The 21,320-nt window shown below is 45.9% G+C and carries 21 protein-coding genes and 1 riboswitch; of the genes, 17 read left to right on the forward strand and 4 right to left on the reverse strand.

Translation table 11 applies throughout. The features are described 5' to 3' along the window. Nucleotides 1–174: 174 nt before the first annotated feature. Both ACYVD3_RS24900 and fliB read left to right on the forward strand, forming a co-directional pair. Nucleotides 175–795 (forward strand): MntP/YtaF family protein, encoded by a 621-nt coding sequence (locus ACYVD3_RS24900; protein WP_460645191.1) that lies wholly within the window; start codon nt 175–177, stop codon nt 793–795. Between the two features lie 96 nt (nt 796–891). Then, complete coding sequence (fliB, locus tag ACYVD3_RS24905; protein ID WP_460645192.1) at nt 892–2,052, forward strand: flagellin lysine-N-methylase; 1,161 nt, start codon at nt 892–894, stop codon at nt 2,050–2,052. A 139-nt stretch (nt 2,053–2,191) separates the two neighbouring features. Here the strand turns inward: fliB and ACYVD3_RS24910 are convergent, their stop codons facing one another. After that, nucleotides 2,192–2,884: an LrgB family protein gene (locus ACYVD3_RS24910; protein WP_460645193.1), complete on the reverse strand. Its 693-nt coding sequence runs from the start codon at nt 2,882–2,884 to the stop codon at nt 2,192–2,194. Continuing rightward, on the reverse strand, nt 2,877–3,248 hold the full coding sequence (locus ACYVD3_RS24915; RefSeq protein WP_460645194.1) for a CidA/LrgA family protein: 372 nt from the start codon (nt 3,246–3,248) through the stop codon (nt 2,877–2,879). Before ACYVD3_RS24915 ends, ACYVD3_RS24910 begins: the two co-directional genes overlap by 8 nt. A 162-nt stretch (nt 3,249–3,410) precedes the next feature. On the opposite strand from ACYVD3_RS24915, the gene ACYVD3_RS24920 reads away from it, so the two are divergent. From ACYVD3_RS24920 to ACYVD3_RS24940, 5 genes are all read left to right on the forward strand, one after another. Then, the gene (locus tag ACYVD3_RS24920) at nt 3,411–3,959 is read left to right on the forward strand and encodes a phosphatase PAP2 family protein (protein ID WP_460645195.1); all 549 of its coding nucleotides are present in this window, start codon (nt 3,411–3,413) and stop codon (nt 3,957–3,959) included. 35 nt (nt 3,960–3,994) lie between these two features. Beyond that, nucleotides 3,995–4,092, forward strand: a riboswitch (THF riboswitch). Between the two features lie 60 nt (nt 4,093–4,152). Next, complete coding sequence (locus tag ACYVD3_RS24925; RefSeq protein WP_460645196.1) at nt 4,153–4,737, forward strand: folate family ECF transporter S component; 585 nt, start codon at nt 4,153–4,155, stop codon at nt 4,735–4,737. Between the two features lie 260 nt (nt 4,738–4,997). Continuing rightward, nucleotides 4,998–5,816, forward strand: a complete 819-nt coding sequence (locus ACYVD3_RS24930; protein WP_460645197.1) for a Cof-type HAD-IIB family hydrolase — start codon at nt 4,998–5,000, stop codon at nt 5,814–5,816. Then, complete coding sequence (locus ACYVD3_RS24935; protein WP_460645198.1) at nt 5,809–6,645, forward strand: P-loop NTPase; 837 nt, start codon at nt 5,809–5,811, stop codon at nt 6,643–6,645. The genes ACYVD3_RS24930 and ACYVD3_RS24935 overlap by 8 nt, the downstream gene beginning before the upstream one ends. Before the next feature lie 25 nt (nt 6,646–6,670). Continuing rightward, nucleotides 6,671–7,381: a GTP pyrophosphokinase gene (locus ACYVD3_RS24940; RefSeq protein WP_460645199.1), complete on the forward strand. Its 711-nt coding sequence runs from the start codon at nt 6,671–6,673 to the stop codon at nt 7,379–7,381. 45 nt (nt 7,382–7,426) lie between these two features. Here the strand turns inward: ACYVD3_RS24940 and ACYVD3_RS24945 are convergent, their stop codons facing one another. Next, entirely contained in the window at nt 7,427–8,695 is a 1,269-nt protein-coding gene (locus ACYVD3_RS24945; protein WP_460645200.1) for a sensor histidine kinase, read from the reverse strand. Continuing rightward, complete coding sequence (locus tag ACYVD3_RS24950; protein ID WP_460645201.1) at nt 8,692–9,366, reverse strand: response regulator transcription factor; 675 nt, start codon at nt 9,364–9,366, stop codon at nt 8,692–8,694. Before ACYVD3_RS24950 ends, ACYVD3_RS24945 begins: the two co-directional genes overlap by 4 nt. Before the next feature lie 293 nt (nt 9,367–9,659). Between ACYVD3_RS24950 and ACYVD3_RS24955 the strand changes: the two genes are divergently transcribed. From ACYVD3_RS24955 to ACYVD3_RS25000, 10 genes are all read left to right on the forward strand, one after another. Then, nucleotides 9,660–10,751 carry an S-layer homology domain-containing protein gene (locus ACYVD3_RS24955; RefSeq protein WP_460645202.1) on the forward strand — a complete coding sequence of 364 codons (1,092 nt, stop codon included), beginning with the start codon at nt 9,660–9,662 and terminating at the stop codon, nt 10,749–10,751. A 14-nt stretch (nt 10,752–10,765) separates the two neighbouring features. Continuing rightward, nucleotides 10,766–12,547: an efflux RND transporter periplasmic adaptor subunit gene (locus ACYVD3_RS24960; RefSeq protein ID WP_460645203.1), complete on the forward strand. Its 1,782-nt coding sequence runs from the start codon at nt 10,766–10,768 to the stop codon at nt 12,545–12,547. Nucleotides 12,548–12,617: 70 nt separating this feature from the next. Beyond that, nucleotides 12,618–13,277 (forward strand): ABC transporter ATP-binding protein, encoded by a 660-nt coding sequence (locus tag ACYVD3_RS24965; protein WP_460645228.1) that lies wholly within the window; start codon nt 12,618–12,620, stop codon nt 13,275–13,277. Next, the gene (locus ACYVD3_RS24970; protein ID WP_460645229.1) at nt 13,261–14,439 is read left to right on the forward strand and encodes an ABC transporter permease; all 1,179 of its coding nucleotides are present in this window, start codon (nt 13,261–13,263) and stop codon (nt 14,437–14,439) included. The genes ACYVD3_RS24965 and ACYVD3_RS24970 overlap by 17 nt, the downstream gene beginning before the upstream one ends. A gap of 143 nt (nt 14,440–14,582) precedes the next feature. Further along, nucleotides 14,583–15,575: a dipeptidase gene (locus ACYVD3_RS24975; RefSeq protein WP_460645204.1), complete on the forward strand. Its 993-nt coding sequence runs from the start codon at nt 14,583–14,585 to the stop codon at nt 15,573–15,575. 104 nt (nt 15,576–15,679) lie between these two features. Beyond that, nucleotides 15,680–17,335 (forward strand): Na/Pi cotransporter family protein, encoded by a 1,656-nt coding sequence (locus ACYVD3_RS24980; RefSeq protein WP_460645205.1) that lies wholly within the window; start codon nt 15,680–15,682, stop codon nt 17,333–17,335. 197 nt (nt 17,336–17,532) lie between these two features. After that, nucleotides 17,533–18,222: a response regulator transcription factor gene (locus ACYVD3_RS24985; protein ID WP_460645206.1), complete on the forward strand. Its 690-nt coding sequence runs from the start codon at nt 17,533–17,535 to the stop codon at nt 18,220–18,222. Between the two features lie 45 nt (nt 18,223–18,267). Continuing rightward, nucleotides 18,268–19,671: a sensor histidine kinase gene (locus tag ACYVD3_RS24990; protein WP_460645207.1), complete on the forward strand. Its 1,404-nt coding sequence runs from the start codon at nt 18,268–18,270 to the stop codon at nt 19,669–19,671. A gap of 34 nt (nt 19,672–19,705) precedes the next feature. Then, a complete protein-coding gene (locus tag ACYVD3_RS24995) occupies nt 19,706–20,593 on the forward strand; it encodes a DegV family protein (protein ID WP_460645208.1) in 888 nt (295 codons plus the stop codon). A gap of 163 nt (nt 20,594–20,756) precedes the next feature. Further along, entirely contained in the window at nt 20,757–21,272 is a 516-nt protein-coding gene (locus tag ACYVD3_RS25000; RefSeq protein WP_460645209.1) for a Gx transporter family protein, read from the forward strand. Nucleotides 21,273–21,320 lie beyond the last annotated feature (48 nt).

Here is a 21,320-nt window from a genome sequence, read left to right on the forward strand (position 1 = left end):
GCAGGGGCGTATTCCAGCCCCTGCCTTTTTAGGTTTCTGATCTATGCTTAAATAGAAGATTAAAGGAACGTTGATTTAATCCGGAATTACCCAGTATTAGAAAATCCGGTGGTTTTGGGGGCCAAAGGGGACCTGGGTGAATATATTAAAATAAAAAGGTAAGTTCGACGGGATATGCGTGATATATTAATTCTTGTGCTGGCACTTAGCACCGACACCTTTGTTGCCAGCATTGCCTATGGGGCAAACCGCCTGAAGATTTCCTGCGGAAAGGTGATTGCGGTCAATGGGATCTGCAGTGGCTGTCTGGGAGCTGCTCTTATTCTTGGAAGTATGATCAGTGGATTGGTGCCGGAAGGTTTTGCAAAGGGAGCAGCTTTTTCCTGCCTGTTTCTTCTGGGTGTAATAAAGCTTTTGGATTATACCATAAAAAAATATATCAACAGCCATGTGAATATTCACAAGGATCTGACATTTTCCATCTCCGGCCTGAGCATCATCATAAACATATACGGAAATCCCATGGCAGCGGACTGGGACCATTCCAAGTCCCTGTCCTGGAAGGAAACCATCATGTTTTCTCTGGCCATGTCTTTGGACAGTCTGGTAGCCGGGGCTTTATCCGGATTTTTAATGATCCCCCCTGGACTTACAGCCCTTTCCTCCTTAATTGTGGGAATTGCCGTCATGTACATCGGCCTGTTCCTGGGACATAAGCTTGCTTCATTAAAGGGCTGGGATCTGACCTGGGTCAGCGGCATACTGTTTTTGTTTCTGGCATTTGGAAAACTTTGACCGGCTGATTTAAAAATGGGGTGCATTCTTTTAAATGAGTTGCACCTCATTTTTAAATGGAGTATAATCATTATCAAAAAACAGGAGCAATTATTTATGCAGTTTACAATTCCACATTATTATAATAAATTCCGCTGTGTGGCCGGAGAGTGCCAGGATACCTGCTGTGCAGGCTGGGCCATTATGATCGATGATCTCACAAAAAAGCGGTATCAGATGCGAAAGGATGCCTTGGGCAGGAGGCTCCATCATTCCATTGACTGGAAAAACAGCTCCTTTAAGCAGCGGGGCCGGCGGTGCGCTTTTCTGAATAAGGACAACCTGTGTGATATTTACAGGGAGGCCGGTCCGGGAATGCTTTGCAAAACCTGCCGGGACTATCCAAGGCATAAGGAGGAATATGAAGGCGTCAGGGAGATCTCCCTGTCTTTGTCCTGTGAGGAAGCCGCCAGACTGATTCTTGGCTGTGAAGAGCCTGTCCGCTTTCTCACGAAAGAAGATGGGAGAGAGGAGTCCTACCCGGATTTTGATTTTTTCCTTTTTACAAAGCTCATGGATGCAAGAGACTTAGTTTTTTCCATCCTGCAAAACAGGGATCTGGATTGCCGCCTGCGCATTGCCATGGTTTTAGGCTTTTCCCATGACATGCAGAGGAGGATCTGGGAGGAAAAGCCAGATCAGTTGGATGGGTTGATGAAGCGGTATCAAGGGCCGGCTGCAGAGGCGTTTGTGGAAAAGAAAATGGCCGGCTCCAGAATTCATGGCCGGATGCGCTATGAAAGGATGAAGGAATGGTTTTCCATATTCGGAAAACTTGAAGTGCTTAATGAGGACTGGCCCCAATATATGGGCAGCCTTAAAAGGATATTGTTTGACGCCGGGGCAGAGAGCTACGAAGAAAACAGGAGTGCCTTTGACCGGTATTTAATGGAAGAAAAGGGACGGAAACGCCAATGGGAACAGTGGAGCGAACAGCTTATGGTGTATTTTATTTTCACCTATTTCTGCGGGGCTGTTTATGACGGACACCCTTATGCAAAAACAAAGCTTGCTGCAGTGAGCACGCTTCTCATTCAGGAAATGGCTCAGGCGGTTTTTAAAAGAAATGAAGGCTGTCTGGATTTTAAGGAGTTTGTTCACTTATCCCACCGTTTTTCCAGAGAGGTAGAGCATTTGGATGAGAATCTCAATACGCTGGAGAAAATATTCTGTAGGGATAAAAGCTTTGGCTTGGAAGAGATCCTTCAGATGCTTTAAGAGATTGAGAGAAGAAACAGCAGATGCCGGAACTATTCAGGAGTGCATAAGCCTGAATGGTTCCGGCATTCTTATATTGTTTTTTTGTCTCAAATTCCGCAAAAACAGTTGCTTCCTGCAGTATATTCCCTTCAAACCTCTATAGGAAATTAGAGAATACAGAGGCAAATAAAACGGTGCAAAGTCCGGAGGTAGCAATGGCAAGGCTGCTCATAGCCCCTTCAATTTCCCCCATTTCCATTGCTTTTGTGGTTCCAACAGCGTGGGCGGCGGAGCCGATGGCGATTCCTTTGGCAATTGGCTCCGTAATTTTAAATATCCTGCATACGGTTTCCGCAATGATGCTTCCCTGGATGCCGGTGATAATAATACTGGCAACCGTAATGGTCACGTATCCCTTCATTTCCTCTGAAATGCCCATTGCAATGGCCGTGGTAATGGATTTCGGCAGAAATGTAACATATTCCTGATGATTTAAACCAAAAACCAGTGCCAGAAGCAGTACGGTGCTCATTGTGGAAAGAACTCCGGTCAGGGTCCCGGCTATGATGGCCTTAGAGTGTTTCTTAAGCAGCTCCAACTGGCGGTAAAGTGGGATAGCCAGGCAAATGGTTGCCGGGGTCAGGAGATAGCTGATGTATTTGGCGCTTTTATTGTACACCTCATAATCAATATGAAATGCGGACAAAAATACCATAACAACGCAAATGGATATTAAAAGTGGATTAAAGACTGCCCACTTGAATCTTTTTTTCAAACGGAGTCCCAGCTCATAGCTTAAGAGACTCAGCACCGCGCCAAAAAATAAAAAATCACTTACTGTATTACTCATCTTTTTCTGCCTTTCTTTTGCCGTTGCTTTTGATAAAAAACTGGGTCACTTTTCCGGTAATGACCATCACGATAACAGTGGAAAGCAGGGTGATGACCAGAAAAGGGACTAAAATTGGCCGAAGAACTCCCCAGGAATCCAGTAGTCCGACGGCTGCCGGGATAAACATCAATGGCATGATGTCTATGAGAAATGTACTGGCGTCTTCCACTGCCTCCAACGGGATCCATCTTGTTTTTAACCCGATCAGCAAGATCAGCAGGCCGTAGATGCTTGCCGGCACTGGAAGGGGAACAAACAGATGAATAATTTCTCCAGCCAGGGATATGAAAAGAATAATGGTAAATTGTCTGATGTATTTCATTGCAAAGCCTCCTTGATTACCTTCCTTTTTCAACTATGGTTTATCCTAAACTTAAATATATGGCTTGTCAAATGGTTTTATTGACTTGCCCCATTTTTTGTTGGCAAATTTGGGGCAGAAGGGTATAATAGGACCATGAATGAAAAGGAGCAGAAAATTATAATGGCTGGAATAGAGTTTGACATTCTATATTTTTTACAATCGTTACATACTTCCTGGCTGGATGTGTTTATGAGGGAGATAACCGGTCTGGGAGATCACGGGATCTTCTGGATCGTCACCGGCGTCGCTTTGCTGTGCTTTAAAAAGACAAGACTAATGGGCTTTTGCGTTATGTTGTCCCTGGCGGCAGGACTTTTGATGGGAAACATAGTCCTTAAGAACTTAATTGCCAGAGAACGGCCCTGTTGGATCGATAAGAGCATCCCCCTCCTGATTAAGAATCCCAGAGATTATTCCTTTCCATCCGGGCATACCCTGGCTTCCTTTGAAGGAGCAGTCAGCATCTGGTTTTATGACCGGAAATGGGGAACTGCCGCCTTGATCCTGGCGGTCCTCATCAGTTTTTCCAGGCTGTATCTGTTTGTTCATTTCCCAACCGATGTGCTGGGAGGGATGGTTTTAGGTATTTTAATCGCTGTTTTGGTTCATTTCATGGTGGAAAAGAGAAGAAGTTCTAAAAAAAATACTTGCTTTCCAGTGAATCTGTGATATACTGATGGCGTTACAAAATACAATATTATAATCGCAGAGTAGACCCGTGTGCGTTAAGTGCCGGCTGAACAGGGAGTTGTCAGCCGGACGAAAAGATTTTCTTGCGGTACACCGGTCGCATCCCGCTGCATCAGAAGATAGGAATATTATCTCCGGTTGTAGTTTGAGGTCTGCAAAGGAGGTATTTTTTATGAAAAAATTCGTCACTTTGTTCACCGATTCTTACAGAGAGCTGAAGTCTGTAAGGACCATTACCACCTCAGCCATGTTTGGCGCAGTAGCAATTGTTTTAGGCATGTTTTCCATTAACATGGGAAATTACATCCGGATCGGTTTTTCTTCCATTCCCAACGGAATGGTATCCTACCTGTTTGGTCCGGTAGTAGGAGGCCTGTTTTCCGGAAGCCTGGATATCCTCAAATACCTGTTAAAGCCTACGGGGGCATTTTTCCCGGGACTGACTCTGGTCACTGTTTTAGCAGGCATCATGTACGGCTGTATGTATTACAGAAAGCCTGTCACTTTAAGAAGGGTCCTGGTTTCCAAGCTTCTGGTCATGTTGGTTTGTAATGTGATCCTTAATACCATGTGTCTTTCCATCCTGTACGGAAAAGGTTTTATGGTGCTTCTTCCGGCCAGGGCGCTTAAAAACCTGGTCATGTGGCCTATTGACTCCATGATTTTTTATACCATGGCAAAATCGCTGGATACTATGGGGGTCTTTAAGGCAATCCGCAGAGCAGGGACCGTTGGAACAAAATCAAATACCCTGTAGCAAGCTGCAGAGTATTTGACTCCGTGGGCAGTCGCCAAAGTCAAGCTGGCTTGACCTTGACTCGTTGCTTTCACGAGAATAATGAACTTAGGCCTGTAGCGTCATAAATGACGGTACAGGCCTTTTAACAATGAAATCCGTAGACAGAAGCCTCTTTTATCCTCACTTGCATTGCAAGTTTAAATAAGTTATATTATAATCATAAGTGTTTGCATAATCAGGCGGATAAGAATAATCAGATTAAGAAGGAATGATGGAAAATGGAAAGGCGGATTAAGGCCATTTTTTTTGATATTGACGGTACGCTGCGGGATTTTCAAACAGGAAGGATTCCAGACAGCGCAAAAGAGGCGCTTTTGGAAGCCAGGAGGGCGGGGATCCTGCTGTTTATTGCTACGGGACGCCATAAGCTGGAAATGGAAGAGGAGAATCTTTTGGAGGGAATCCCCTTTGACGGCTATGTGACATTAAACGGTCAGTATTGCTATTGCGGGGACAGGGTCATTTATGATTTTCCCATAGATCCTCTGGAAGTTGAGAGAACTTTGGCACTGTTGGATGAGAAGCCTTTTCCATGCCTGTTTATGGAAGGGGACCGCATGTACATCAATATGGTGAATTCCATGGTAGAGCAGGTCCAGTTGGAAATAGGGACCAGGGTTCCGCAGGTTTTAAATGTGGAACGCGCCAGAAGTCAGCCCATTTACCAGATCATACCTTACGTTTCACTGGACATGGAGGATAGACTGAGAAAGTGCCTTGTGGACTGCGAGTTCATACGGTGGCATGACGAGATGGCCTGTGACGTGATTCCTGCAGGCGGAAGCAAATGGAACGGGATCTTAAAGATGGCAGAGCATTACGGTTTCTCTGCCCATGAAATGGCTGCCATCGGAGACGGCAAAAATGATATTTCCATGATCACAGGTGCAGGCCTTGGGATCGCCATGGGAAATGCTTCTGATGAGGTCAAAGATGCTGCCGGATATGTTACAAATTCAATAGAAGCAGATGGCTTAAAAAAGGCCGTCTTCCATATATTAGATTATAATTCATTAGGAGGAATGATCCATGACTGAAGAAAACTGTACTCATAATTGCAATACCTGCGGTGAGAGCTGCAGCAGCCGGGAGGAGCCGGTAAGCTTTTTAGAACCCCTTAACCCTGCCAGCACAGTAAAAAAGGTAATCGGCGTTGTAAGCGGAAAGGGCGGCGTGGGAAAATCCCTGGTAACTTCCATGATGGCTGTGGGAATGAACGCCAAGGGATATAAAACGGCCATTCTGGATGCGGATATTACCGGCCCATCCATTCCTAAGGCTTTTGGCCTTACGGATTACGGTGTGGGCATGACCCCAAACGGCCTTATGATCCCGGCCACCACTGCAACGGGAATCGAAGTGATGTCGGCAAATCTGATTCTGGACCACGAGACGGATCCGGTCATCTGGAGAGGCCCTGTCATTGCAGGAGCAGTGAAGCAGTTCTGGCAGGAAGCCCTTTGGGAGAGCATTGACTACATGTTCGTGGACATGCCTCCGGGAACAGGAGATGTGCCATTAACTGTATTCCAGTCCCTTCCTGTGGATGGGATCATCATTGTGACCTCCCCTCAGGAGCTGGTTACCATGATTGTTGAAAAAGCGGTAAATATGGCAAAAAAGATGAATATACCCATTCTCGGCCTGGTGGAAAACATGAGTTACTTAATTTGCCCGGACTGCGGAAAACAGATTTCTGTATTTGGAGAAAGCCGTGTGGATGAAGCGGCAAAAAACAACGGCCTTACGGTGCTGGCGAAGATCCCCATTGATCCAAAGATCGCAGCGGCAGTGGATGAAGGGACCATTGAGTATTTAGAGGCACAGTGGCTCAATGAGGCTTTATTGACAGCCGAAAAAGCTTAAGTTAGATACATTTCGAGGGATAAAAATGAATATTAGCATGAACCCAAACAGTGAATTGAACCAGTCCATAGTAAATGTTCCCAATCTGGTTCAGGTTCCGGATCCGCTTATGAAGCAGGCATACCAGTTTCAGGAAGCTATGATGATGTACACCTGTGCCATCAGGGAGATCAAGACAAAACTGGAGGTCCTAAACGACGAGCTGTCGGTGAGAAACTCCAGAAACCCAATAGAAATGGTCAAATCCAGAGTCAAAAAGCCCATAAGCATTGTAGAAAAGCTGCAGCGAAGAGAGCTGCCGGTTTCCCTGGAATCCATGATGGACAACTTAGATGATGTTGCAGGAATCCGTGTCATCTGTTCCTTTCTTGATGATATTTATGCGGTGGCAGAGATGCTGGCCCGTCAGGATGATGTGCATATCATTGCCATTAAAGATTATATCCGGCATCCGAAAAAAAACGGGTACCGCAGCTATCATATGATCGTAGAGATTCCCGTGTTCTTTTCCGACCAGAAAAAGTGGATGAGAGCCGAGGTCCAGATCCGTACCATTGCCATGGATTTCTGGGCCAGTCTGGATCACCAATTAAAATATAAGAAAGAAGTGGAAGAATATTCCCAGGAAATCAGTGAAGAACTGCGGGAATGTGCGGATGTGATCGCTCAGACCGACGAACGGATGCTCAATATCAGAAAGAGAATTGAGGATCACGGGATTTCCGTTTCAAAATAAATAAAGAAGGGAGCAGTTGGAAAATTCACAACTGCTCCCTTCTTTTTAAGTTCTGGTTACGTGCTGGCGGGAGGGAAGAGGCAGGCTGACAATAAAAACCGTTCCTGTCTCAGGGCCGCTGGTTAAGCTGATTTTCCCCTTATGCTGGTCAACAATGGTTTTTGCAATGGAAAGGCCAAGTCCATATCCTCCTTCTTTTCGCACTCTTGATTTGTCCGTCCGGTAAAACCGTTCGAAAACATGATCCTGTTCTTTCTCAGGAATAGGATCCCCTGTATTTTGTACAGTCAAAACAGCATAATGGGAAGATTTCTTTAAGCTGACGGATACGGAACCGTCTTTTCCGGCGTATTTGCAGGCATTGTCCAGGAGAATGGTGGTCATCTGCTTTAGCTGGGCCTCCCAGCCTTCCAGGATAATACCGGTTTCAATCTCATTTTCCAGATCCACCTTGCTTTCAAAGGCCACAGATTCAAAAAGCAGGACCCCGTTTAACACCATGTCGCTGAAATCCAGAGATGCCTTTACCGCTTGGGGGGCCTGAACGGCCTCGGTATCGGAACGGGCCAAAAAGAGCAGTTCTTCTACAAGAAGTCTCATCCGCTCTGCCTCCTCTTTTGTGTTGTCCAGCCATTTTTGCTGTTCCCTGACAGTGGATTCTTTATGAAGGGACAGAATCTGTAAGTTGGCAAGGATCACGGTGAGCGGTGTCTTTAATTCATGGGAGGCATCGGCAATGAACTGGTTTTGCACCCGCCATGCGTTTTCCACAGGCCTTAGGGCCATTCTGGAAAGATACATGCTTAGGATCAAAAACAGAAAGGCTGCTACAAGAAAGACCAGCAGACAGCTAATGAGCAGGGTCTTTAAATTGTTCCGTTCATAGCTTTGGTCTGCAAAACCTATTTTTATTCCTTCTGCGTTAGAAATTTTAAGGTAACGAAGAGAATAATCCTTAAGTTCTCCCTGGGGAGAGCCCTTGGCCTCTGCTAACTTCACCAAAGTGGAGGCCAGTTCCTTTGTGATGGTAATGTTATTTTCCCTTATGTTGTCTATGGCGTTGAGGTTGTTTAAGGTCACCACAAAAACAGGGATGAGAGGGGGCTGATCTTTTGGGGGCCTGCGGCCAAATTCCACTTTATCCGGCTGCCTATCCAGCCGTTCATGGTCGATGGCCTGTACCAGGGACATGAAAGTCTGCCGTTCAATGCGTTTTAAATTAGCATAGTAAAAGATGCCAAGAACGGTAGAAAGGATGCTTATGACAAAAGCCATATTGATCAAAACAAACCTTCTTCTTAAATTTTTTATCATGACCTTTCCTCCAACCGGTATCCCACCTTTCGGACGGTACTGATCTCTACCCTTGATCCCACAAATTTCAGCTTTTTACGTAAAAAGGAAATATAGGCCTCCACATTATTATCCTCTGCATCAGAATCACTGCCCCATACCCTTGAAATAAGGGTTTCCTTTGAAACGATTCTGCCGGAATTGCTCATAAGGATTTTAAGAATTTCAAATTCCTTATACCCAAGATGAATGGATTTCAAGCCGCTGCATAAATCATTGGCGGATAAATTTAAGGTCAGGTCACCAAATTTCATTTCTTCCACGATCACTTCCCCCTGACGGCGGGAGAGGGCACGGATGCGGGCCAGCAGCTCCTCCGGAATAAAGGGCTTTGTCATATAGTCGTCAGCCCCTCGGTCAAGTCCGGCCACCTTATCCTGTATGTCATCCCGTGCAGTCAGCAAAAGAACAGGAGTTTGTATGTGGGATTCTCTCAGCTTCTTTACCACTTGGAAACCGTTTTCTCCCGGAAGCATTACATCTAAAACAATGACATCATACTCCCCGGAAAGGCCGCAGGCCAGACCGTCCGTTCCATTATATACAATATCAGCCTGATAATGCTGTTCCTTCATAATCTGTCCCAATGCATCGGCCAGCCTTACTTCATCTTCAACAATCAATACTTTCATAGTCAGACTCTCCTTATCCATTATTTGTTTCCTTATGAACCTGTTGACATCTATTATAAGTTGAGACTGCTTTTTAAGCAATCTTCCATTTTGCGTGTTTTTCTTAGTTGTGTCAATCATAATGGATCAAGCTTAAAATAGGCTGAAATATCCTGGAAGGAGACTGCTTTGGTTACGGGCTCATCATAAAGTGAAATGACAAGTTTCAGGTTAATTTCAGCTTACTGTCACAAAACAGACATATGAGCCTGCTAAAATAAGCTACAGATTTGAATGATGAGAGGAGAAACTGGATGAACGGACGGAAAATTGCGGCCTCCCTGGCTTTTGTAATGGCTGCGACGGCAGTCAGCCCTATGATAACGGAGGCATCAAGTAATTTTGATTTAAGGAAAAAGGTAATCGGAGTTTCGGGAATCATGAACACCGGGAATCTGAATATGCCGGTGACGCGGGGAGAATTTGCCAGCATGCTGGTAAATGCTTCCTCCTATCGAAGTACGGCCGGAAAAAACAGCAACACTTCCGTATTTGCAGATGTGCCGAGAGACCATGAATACGCAGCCCAGATCCGGGTCACAGCAGAGCAGGGGTGGCTGAACGGATATCTGGGAGGAAGCTTTAAACCGGAGGAATCCATAACGCTTCAGGAGGCGGTAAAAGGGGTTCTGGGGCTTTTAGGATATGTGAATTCCGATTTTACCGGTGACCAGACCGGTTCCAGGCTTTCCAAATATCATTTCCTGGAATTAGATGAGAATCTCAATAAGGAGGCTTTGGAGATCTTAAATAAAGAGGACTGCATCAACCTTTTTTATAACCTGTTAAAAACCGATACCAAGGCTGGAACCATGTTTGGAAAGAGCCTGGACTGTGAATTGACCGCCGACGGTGAGATCAATCCATTTACCATGGTAGACAACAGTCTTAAGGGGCCGAAGGTCGTAAGAAGCAAGAGCCGGCTCAATTCCTATCTGCCATTTAAGCTCGGTGACGCCAATGTTTATCTGGACGGAGAAGCTGTTTCCAATTCCAGTGATGCAATCAATGTTGCCTTAGAAAGCTCGGACGGAGTTCTGGTATATTATCATACCCTTTCCAAAACCCTGTGGCTTTATACTGTTGGTAATGAAAATGAAAACGGCCGTTCCGCCGTATTTGGAGAAATCACCAACGTGGTCTACGATTCTACGGATTTAATGACTCCCGGAGCGATCATACTGGATGACGGCAACACCTATGAGCTTTCCAGCACTGAAATGAAGTTTGCATTTTCTTCCTACGGGGACTTACGGGTAGGCGATACCGTGAATCTGGTCTATACCCTGTCAGTGGACAATGAAGGAAATGAAACCAGGACTGTCATTGATTATATAGAAGATTAACAGGAGAAGCCGGAATGAAAAAAGTCATTCAGAAATTATTTTCAAAAGATAAAAGAAAGGGCCGGATAAGTGGAAAAAAGGTTTTGATTCTATTGATCGTGATCCTTGCAGTGCTGGCAGGAGCGGTGGGGGCAGCAGGCTTTAAAAAGTCAAAGGAAGCATCTGCCGCAGCAAAAAGCGTAAAAACCGCAAAGGTAACAAGGCAGGATATTGTTTCTGAACTGTCTTCCTCCGGCACCATCTCCCCTTTGAATACCTATGATATTACCTCTCTGGTTGAAGGTGAAGTCATTACAGCGGATTTTGAAGAGGGGGATGAGGTGGAAAAGGGGCAGATCCTCTATGGGATTGACACCTCATCCATGGAATCGGAGATAACATCCGTAAACAACTCCCTGACCAGGGCTCAGGAAAATTATGAAGCTGCTCAGGAAGATTATAATGCTGCTTTAAGTGATTACAGTGGAAATTCCTACAAGTCCACAGAGAGCGGGTACATAAAATCCCTTTCCATTAAAGAAGGGGATAAAGTGGGAAACAATACGGAAATCGCTTCCATCTATGATGATAAAACCATGAAGATCAAGGTTCCCTTCCTTTCCGGCGAGGCAGCCCAGATAGGGGCAGGACAGGGTGCTGTTTTGACCCTTACGGATACAGGAGAACAGATTCAGGGCGTTGTCACTTCTGTCAGCAATATGGATGTGACTTTGACAGGAGGACGTATTGTCCGTTATGCCACCATTGAAGTGACAAATCCAGGCGGCCTTACCACAGAAACCCCGGCCACAGCATCGGTGGGAGATTTCGTATGTACTGTGGAATCAACCTTTGAGGCCAAGCTTGAGACGACTATGAAAGCAGATTTATCATCCAGTGTGGAGGTGGGAACGCTGCTGGTCCATGAAGGGGATTATGTAACAAAAGGCACTCCCATCTTTACCATGGAGAGCAGGTCTGCCGATAAGCTGCTGCGCACTTATAAAGAAACCATGGAAAAATCCCAGGAGACCCTGGAATCGGCCAAGAGCAAACTGGAGAGCACCAGAGATACCTATGACAACTACACCATTACCGCTCCCATATCCGGAAAGGTCATTACTAAAACCGTAAAGGCAGGAGATAAGATCGCCAAAAGCTCCAGCGGAAGCACAACCTTAACGGTCATATACGATATGTCCGGCTATACGTTTAAAATGTCAGTGGATGAATTAGATGTCAAGTCCGTGAAAGTAGGCCAGGAGGTGACAGTCACGGCGGATGCGGTAACAGGTAAAACCTTTTCCGGCACAGTTACCAATGTAAGCCTGGAAAGTTCCACTTCAAACGGCGTTACCAATTATCCGGTCACTGTCACCTTAAATGACGGTACGGATGAGCTTCTTCCCGGCATGAACGTAGATGGAGTGATCATTCTGGATAAAGCGGCCGATGTTCTTGCCGTACCGGCCGATGCGCTGATGCGGGGGAATCAGGTCTATGTAAAGGATGAAACAGTAAAGGAGGCCCAGGGGAACGTTCCGGCAGGCTTTCGGGCCGTGGAAGTCACCACAGGCCTGATCAATGATGATTATGTGGAGATTACCGGCGGACTGGAAGAGAACCAGGAAGTTTACGTTACACAAACCACTGTGACCACCACAAACAGTGTGATGATACCAGGCGGAATGGGCGGCATAGGTGGGGATCCGGGCGGTTCCGGCTCAGGAACCAGATATCGCAGCGGCAGCGGTGGCAGCGGGGGTAATTCCGGCAGCGGAGGGCGCAGCGGCAACAGCGGCCCCCCTCAGTCTTAATGGCAGCAAGGAGGTTGTACCCGTGGAAAAACCTTTGATTGAATTAAAGGAAATTTATAAAGTATACCAGATGGGTGAGGAGGAGGTCCGCGCAAATAACGGAGTATCCTTAAGGATTTGCCAGGGAGAGTTTGTGGCTATCGTAGGAAAGTCGGGAAGCGGAAAATCCACCCTCATGAACATCATAGGCGCCCTGGATGTCCCCACCTCAGGGGAATATCTTCTGGGCGGCGAGGATGTGGGCAGGATGTCGGATAACCAGCTTGCCAGCATACGGAACAAGATGATCGGCTTTATTTTCCAGCAATATAATCTGCTTCCCAGACTGAACCTTCTTGAAAATGTGGAGCTGCCCCTGCTGTATGCAGGGACAGGGGCCAATGAACGGAACAAACGGGCCATGGCATCTCTGGAGCGGGTAGGCCTGGCAGAAAAATGGAAAAATTTTCCCAACCAGCTTTCCGGAGGTCAGCAGCAGAGGGCATCCATTGCAAGGGCGCTGGCGGGAGATCCCTCTCTGATTCTGGCCGATGAGCCTACGGGAGCCCTGGATTCAAAAACCAGCCGTGAAGTCCTTAATTTTTTAAAAAAGCTGAACAATGAAGGAAATACCATTGTTATGATCACCCATGACAGCGCCATTGCACGGGAGGCCAGGCGGGTGATCCAGGTACACGACGGTAAGATTAATTTCGATGGAGACGTAAATGAATATTCTGCAATCCTTTAAAATGGCCTTAAAGAGCATCTGGGGAAATAAGATGCGCTCCTTTCTCACCATGCTTGGAATCATCATCGGTGTGGCATCGGTCATCATTCTGGTGAGCCTTGTAAACGGACAGATGTCCTATATGACAGAAAGTTTTGCCAGCATGGGTACCAACCAGATCAATGTCAACTTGACCAATCTTTCATCCAGGACCGTAACCGTGGACCAGATGTATGAATTTTATGAGGACAACAGAAGTCTCTTTGCTCAGATGACGCCAAAAGTTTCCTTGTCCTCCACTTTAAAAAACGGAACCCAGTCCCTGACCGATACCACGGTATCCGGTGTCAGCGAGGAATATTTACAAATGAAGGATCAGACCTTGGATTCAGGGCGGTTTCTCCAGTATTCCGATATCATATCCAGGCAAAAGGTCTGCGTGGCAGGCTATTATGTTGCCTGGGAATTATACGGGGGAGCGGAAAAGGCCATTGGCCAGACTATAAAAATAAACGGCTATGCTTATCAGATCGTTGGCGTGATTTCCAGGCAGGATGAGGATGAGCTTAAGGCCGGAGGTTCCGATGATGTGTTATACCTGCCCTATAGCTGCGCTGCCAAGATGAACAATACCGCCGACATAAACAGTTATGTTTTTGCAACTGCCGGCATGGATCATACGGCCGAGGCCAAGGAAGCCATTAACGCTTTTCTGTTTGGTATTTTCAAAGATGAGGATCTGTACCGGATCACTGCCATGAGTGAGCTTTTAGACTCCTTAAATTCCATGATCTCCATGATGTCCATGATGCTTGGGGGAATCGCAGGGATCTCTCTTCTGGTTGCAGGAGTAGGAGTTATGAACATCATGCTGGTGTCGGTAACAGAACGGACCAGGGAGATCGGAATCAGAAAGGCGTTGGGAGCAAAAAAGCGCAACATCATGCAGCAGTTTGTAATAGAAGCAGCAGTTACCAGTTCTTTAGGCGGTGTTGCCGGCATCCTGGTGGGCTCTGTGGCAACCACAATCATTGGGACCGCCATGGGGATGAATGCTACCCCCACCTCTGGTGCCGTTATGGTTTCCTTCAGCGTGTCCGTAGGAATTGGCCTTTTGTTCGGGTATATGCCTGCCAGAAGGGCTGCTGATTTAAACCCCATTGACGCCCTGCGCAGCGAGTAGGAATCTAACATTTTCTTGCAAATATGTCATATTGGTGATACTATTTGCATAGTTACCAAAGGAGTAGCTCATTTTTGGGCTGCTCCTTTTGCATATTTTGTATAGAGAGGTAATTTTAAGAATCATGAGAAAGGACAGAAATTATGAAGGTTGTTGATATGCACTGCGATACCATTTCAGAGCTTTTTTACCGCAAAGAGGAGGGAAAGGAGTATTCCATCTTAAAAAATGACTGCCATATTGACTTGGAGCGCATGAAAAAAGGGGATTACTGCCTGCAGAACTTTGCCATGTTCACAAATCTCGCCAGGCAGGAGCATCCTTTTGAATATTGTATGAAGCTTGTTGACCTGTTTTTTATTGAGCTGGAAAAATATGAGGATATTATTGGCGTTGTAAAAAGCTATAGGGATATTGAAGAGAACCGGAAAAATGGAAAGATGTCTGCCCTGCTCACCATAGAGGAAGGCGGTGTCTGCCAGGGAGAGCTGGCGTTTTTAAGGAATTTTTACCGGCTGGGAGTCCGCATGGCCACCCTTACCTGGAATTATAAAAACGAACTGGGGCATCCCAACCGGATCTGGGAGGAAAACGGGGAGGCTTTTTTCCTGCCGGAGAAGGAGCACGGGCTTACGGAAACGGGAATTGCTTTTGTTCAGGAAATGGAAAAACTGGGGATGATCATCGATGTGTCCCATTTGTCGGATGCAGGAATAGAAGACGTGTTCCGGTATACGGAAAAACCGTTTGTGGCCAGCCACTCCAATGCCAGGACAATTGCTTCCAATCCCCGGAACTTAACAGATGATATGATTAAAAGGCTTTCGGAACGCGGCGGTGTGGCCGGTATCAATTACTGTGCCGATTTCCTTCATGACTGGAAAAAAGGAGAAGGAATTTTAAGCCGGCTGGAGGATATGGTTTCCCATATGAAGCACATGAAGCAGGTGGGAGGCATCCGGTGTATTGGGCTTGGGTCGGATTTTGACGGCATTGGGGGGAATATGGAGGTAAAATCTCCAGAAGATCTGCCTCTTTTGGAAGCTTATATGAAAAAGGAAGGATTTACAGAAAGTGAAATAGAAGCGGTCTTCTGTGGAAATGTTCTTCGGGTCTATAAGGAAATTTTACATTAAGACAAAAATTTACATAAATTTTACATTTATGTGCATGTTATTTTACATAGATTTGATATAGTACTTACATAGCATGTCTTATCATGAAAAATCAGGAGGATACTATGTCAATCACAGAGATACAAATGCTGTTTAAATTCATCGGGGGGCTGGGGATGTTCCTTTATGGAATGAATGCCATGGCCGATGGGCTTCAAAAGTCAGCAGGTCATAAAATGCAGCAGCTTTTAGGCGTTCTGACCAGCAACCGGCTCATGGGAGTCCTTTTAGGAACCGGAATTACTGCCATCATCCAGAGCAGCTCGGCCACCACGGTTATGGTAGTGGGCTTTGTAAACGCCGGAATCATTAATCTGGCTCAGGCTGTAGGCATCATTATGGGAGCAAATATCGGAACAACCGTTACCAGTTGGATCGTATCCATGAGCGAATGGGGAGAAATGCTTAAGCCTGAGTTTTTCGCTCCGGCACTGGTAGGTGTAGGTGCTGTTTTAAGTCTTTTTACCGGAAGCGGAAAGAAAAAACAGATCGGAGAGATTTTAGTCGGCTTTGGTGTGTTGTTTATAGGGCTTACATTTATGTCGGATTCCATCACTCCTTACCGGAATGCTCCGATTTTCAGCCAGGCATTTTCCGTTTTAGGAAGAAATCCACTTCTCGGAATTTTAGCAGGTCTTGTGGTTACCGGCATCATTCAAAGCTCCTCGGCTTCCGTGGGAATTTTGCAGACTCTGGCGCTTAATGGAATTGTAAACTGGCAGTCAGCGATTTTCATCACCTTAGGCCAAAATATCGGTACCTGTGTAACCGCCCTGCTTTCCAGCGTTGGGGCAAACAAAACTGCAAAGCGTGCCGCTGTCATTCATCTTCTATTTAATGTAATAGGAGCTGTGATTTTCGGATGCATCATGTTTGTTGTGTTTAAGCTGAATCCGGTTTTTGCGGCTTCACGAATCAGCAGTGTGGGAATATCCATTTTCCATACCATATTTAATGTGAGCAATACCATAATTTTATTCCCCTTTGCAGGGCTTTTGGTAAAGGCCTCCGGGATCCTTGTCCGGGAGGATAAGAAGGAAGCACCTATGGATTCTGAGGCCCAGATGAAGCGTCATTTGGATGACAGAATTCTGGAAACTCCTTCCTTTGCAATTGAAAACGTAAACCATGAGGTGGTGAGCATGGGATATGCTACCATGGAAAACTTAGACCTTGCAGCGGCAGCTCTTCTTGGCAGCGACAAAGCAGAGGCAGAGCTGGTGGAAAAAATGGAACAGAAGATCAACGATTATGAGAAAATACTCATTGATTATCTGGTAAAAATCAACAACCAGTCTTTAAATGAAGAGCAGCATCTTCTTGTTAAAAATTTATTTTACACTGTCAGCGATTTTGAAAGGGTCAGTGATCACTGTGAGAACTTATCCGAGCTGGCGGTAGAAAAAGCCAACCGGAACATTGTTTTCTCAATGGATGCAGAAAATGAGATTAAAGAAATGATTAAAGAAGTACGGTCCTCTCTGGAGCATGCCATTAAGGCCAGGGAAACTTCCGATATGTCTGAGGTCCGCGCTGTGGTCCAAAGCGAAGAACGTGTGGACAGCCTGGAAGAGGAATTAAGGGAGCGCCATATCGAGCGCTTATCGGCTCAGACCTGTAAACCGGAAAACGGAGTCATCTTTTTGGATGCCCTGAGCAATCTGGAACGTATTTCAGACCATGCTCATAATATCGCCGGTTATGTGAGGGATGAAATGTAACAGAAGACGGCATGACTTTTTCTTTGTGACGGAACGTCCTGGAGGCATACCTTTACGCCCGATGCCCGATGCCCGATGCCCGATGCCCGATAAAGCGGGGCAGGCTCTAAAGCGGGGCAGGCTCTAAAGCGGGGCAGGCTCTAAAGCGGGCAGGCACTGCCCGGAAAGCGTGGGCAGGGAAAAAGAAAGGAGACTGTATGGAACTTATCTATGTGATTGAAGACGATGACAACATCAGGGATTTAATAAAAATCGCCCTGGAAGGTTTTGGATATGAAGTATCTGCTTTTGAGATGGCGGAGGAAGCCTTAAAGCACATTGAATCAGATAAGCCGGCCCTGGCTGTGTTTGATCTGATGCTTCCCGGTATGGACGGGCTGACAGCCATCCGCAGAATTCGGAAAAAAGAGTCTTTAAAAGATATTCCTGTTCTTATCCTGACTGCGAAAGACAGGGAGTTTGATAAGGTGGCAGGACTGGATGGCGGAGCTGACGACTATATGACAAAGCCCTTTGGAGTCATGGAACTGGCTGCCAGAATCCGAAGCCTTCTGCGCCGCAGCACCAGGGACCAGGTTTCATCAAATGAGTTGAACCAGTACTGCTTAAGCTTAAATAAAAAAACAAGAGAGGTTCACTGTGACGGCGTCAAGGTTGAGCTGACCTTAAAAGAGTTTGAACTTTTACAGTATTTAATGGAGAATCATAATAAGGTCGTCACCAGAGATGAGCTTTTAAACCACATCTGGGGATATGATTACGATGGAGAGACCAGGACCCTTGATATGCATATCCGTACTCTTCGGCAAAAGCTGGGAGAAAACGGCGGTTCCTGTATCAAAACGATCCGGGGTGTAGGCTATCGTTTTATTAAGACGGAAGAGTAGGGGATTTTAAGATCTGGCTGCATATGCCGCAGAATGGAGGAGTTTATGAGAAGTGTGATCTTTAAGAAATTTATCCAGATCATTCTGGTTGTTCTGATACTCAGCAGTACTGTTTTTTATATTGCCTCCAGCAGCGCATTGCTCAAAAATTCCAGAAAAGATATGACCTACACTTTAAAAGCAATGGATGAGATCCTGGATTATTCCGACAATCTTGACGGTGAGATAGAGGACCTTAAACAGACACTCAGCGAAAACCAAAGCCGTTTTACAATTATACGCATGGATGGAAGCATTGCGGCCGATACTGGAAATGTACCGGCCGCTTCCCTGGATAACCATTTAGACAGGGAAGAAGTGAAAGAAGCTCTTGCAGAGGGAAGCGGTACGGCCAGGCGCTATTCCGATACTCTTAAAGAAAACATGCTTTATGTGGCAATCCGCTCTTCACGGGCGGATTATATTCTTCGTATGGCCATTCCCTATTCCGGAATGAAAGAATACTTAATGCTCTTGTTGCCTGCCATTTGGCTCAGCTTTCTCATGGCCATCATGTATTCCGCATTTTCAGCAGACAGCTTTTCAAAATCCATTACAAAGCCGTTAAAAGAGATTTCTCAGGAGATGCTGAAAGTAAACGGGGATTATACGGATCTGTCCTTTGAAACCTACCAGTATCCGGAAATTAATATTATAGCGGAAACCACTAGGTCAATGTCTAAAAATATAAAGGAATATTTAAACCAGATTGAGCTTGAAAAGCAGATTCGCCAGGAGTTTTTCAGCAATGCTTCCCATGAGTTAAAAACCCCAATTACATCGGTTCAGGGGTATGCGGAGCTTATGGAAAGCGGAATCATCCAGGATGAAGAACAAAAGTTGGATTTCATAAGACGCATCAAAAAGGAAGCGGTCAATATGAATCATCTCATCAATGACATCCTTATGATCTCCCGGCTTGAGGCAAAAGAAGCAGAGGTTTTAAAAAGCGATGTACGCCTGTCCATTCTTGTAGATGATATTGTTGAATCCTTAAAGCCCCTGGCGGCGTCCCATGAAGTCATCATCCACATGGACTGCAAGCCCCTTTGTATCCATGCCAATGGGCAGCAGATGAAAGAACTTTTTGGGAACCTCATAAGCAATGCGGTAAAGTATAACAGGCCTGGCGGTCAGGTATGGGTCACGGTGACAGAAGTGGACCGCAATGTGATAATCCGTGTTAAAGATAACGGAATGGGCATTCCCAAAGAATCCTTAGGCCGCATTTTCGAACGCTTTTACCGGGTGGACAAAGGGCGGAGCAAGAAGCAGGGCGGGACCGGACTGGGGCTTTCTATTGTAAAGCATATTGTAAATTTCTATCATGGTACCATTACCGTCCGCTCAGAGCTTGATGTGGGGACGGAATTTGTCGTAAAGATTCCAATTCAGGAAAAAATATGTTAATATTGATTCAGTAAATGATAGGAGGTGTGCAGATATGGGAAATTTTATTTTAACCTGCTGTTCAACGGTGGATATGAAGAAAGAATTTTTTGAGCAGCGCCAGATTCCCTATGTGTGTTTTCATTATACAATGGATGGCGTTACCTATCCGGATGACTTAGGACAGAGCATCCCCTTTCCGGAATTTTATGACCGGATTGCCAAAGGTGCGGCACCTGTGACTTCCCAGGTTAATGTGGAAGAATATTGTAATTTTTTTGAACCGTTTTTAAAAGAGGGCAAGGATATTCTCCACCTCACCCTTTCCTCCGGCATTTCAGGAACTTATAATTCTGCATGCGTGGCCAGGGAAGAGATGAGTTCCAGATACCCGGAAAGAAGGATCATCATTGTGGATTCCCTCGGCGCATCTGCCGGCTACGGACTTCTGACCGATGCAGTGGCAGACCTAAGGGATCAGGGTGTTTCCCTGGAAGAGGCGAGAGAGTGGACAGAGAATAACAAGCTATTTGTGCACCACTGGTTTTTTTCTACGGATTTAACCAGCTTTAAGCGGGGAGGCAGGATTTCGGCCACATCTGCAATGCTTGGTACCGTGCTTAACATCTGCCCTCTTATGAGCATTAATGACAAGGGGCATTTGATTCCCAGGCAGAAGATCCGTACCAAGAAGAAGGCCGTCCAGGAGATCGTAAAAACAATGGAAGCCCATGCAAAGGACGGAAGGAATTACAACGGAAAATGCTATCTTTCCTATTCCGCCTGTGAAAATGATGCCAGGGAGGTGGCTGCCCTGGTAGAGGAACGCTTCCCCAAGCTTTCGGGAAACGCGCAGTTAAACAGCATTGGTACTGTCATCGGTTCTCATACCGGACCTGGTACCGTTGCACTGTTTTTCTGGGGAGACAAAAGAACGGATTAGACCGGAACAGGATGGCTTAAGCCGGGTACGGCAGGAGTCAATTAATTGTTTTATCCCGGAGAGGGATTTTCCTAACAGCTAGGATGCTCTCCGGGATTTTCTTTTACATAAATGTCAAAATGTGATAAGATAGAGGCTGAATGCAGAAAAAAGGAGAGCTCTTATGAAAGGAAAAAATTCGGCACATGTGGCAGCGTTGTACGGGATGCTGATTGCACTGGCATTTGTTCTCAGCTTTGTAGAATCCCTGATCCCCATTTCCCTTGGGATACCGGGAGTAAAGCTGGGGCTTGCCAATCTGGTCACAGTTGTGGGGCTCTATACGGTAGGAGCAGGCGGAACGGTCATTATCTCACTTTTGCGGATCGTTCTCACCGGATTCACCTTTGGGAACTTATTTGCCATGCTCTACAGCCTGGGAGGCTGGAGCTTAAGCCTTCTTTTAATGGTTCTTTGCAGGAAAAAGAACTGGATCGGAACAACAGGCACCAGTATACTGGGGGGTGTGGGACATAACATCGGACAGGTTTGTGTGGCAGCCCTTGTGGTCAAGCAGGCCGGAGTATTCTTTTATCTTCCCATGCTTTTAATCGCCGGTACGGCTGCCGGACTGGTCATAGGGATCCTGGGCGGCATGATCATAAGCCGGATCAATGGATTTATAAAAAAAATGCAATAAAATCAAAATATATCGTATTGTTTTGCGGCTACAGGAAAGGTATAATGG

The organism is Lacrimispora brassicae, assembly GCF_054772055.1.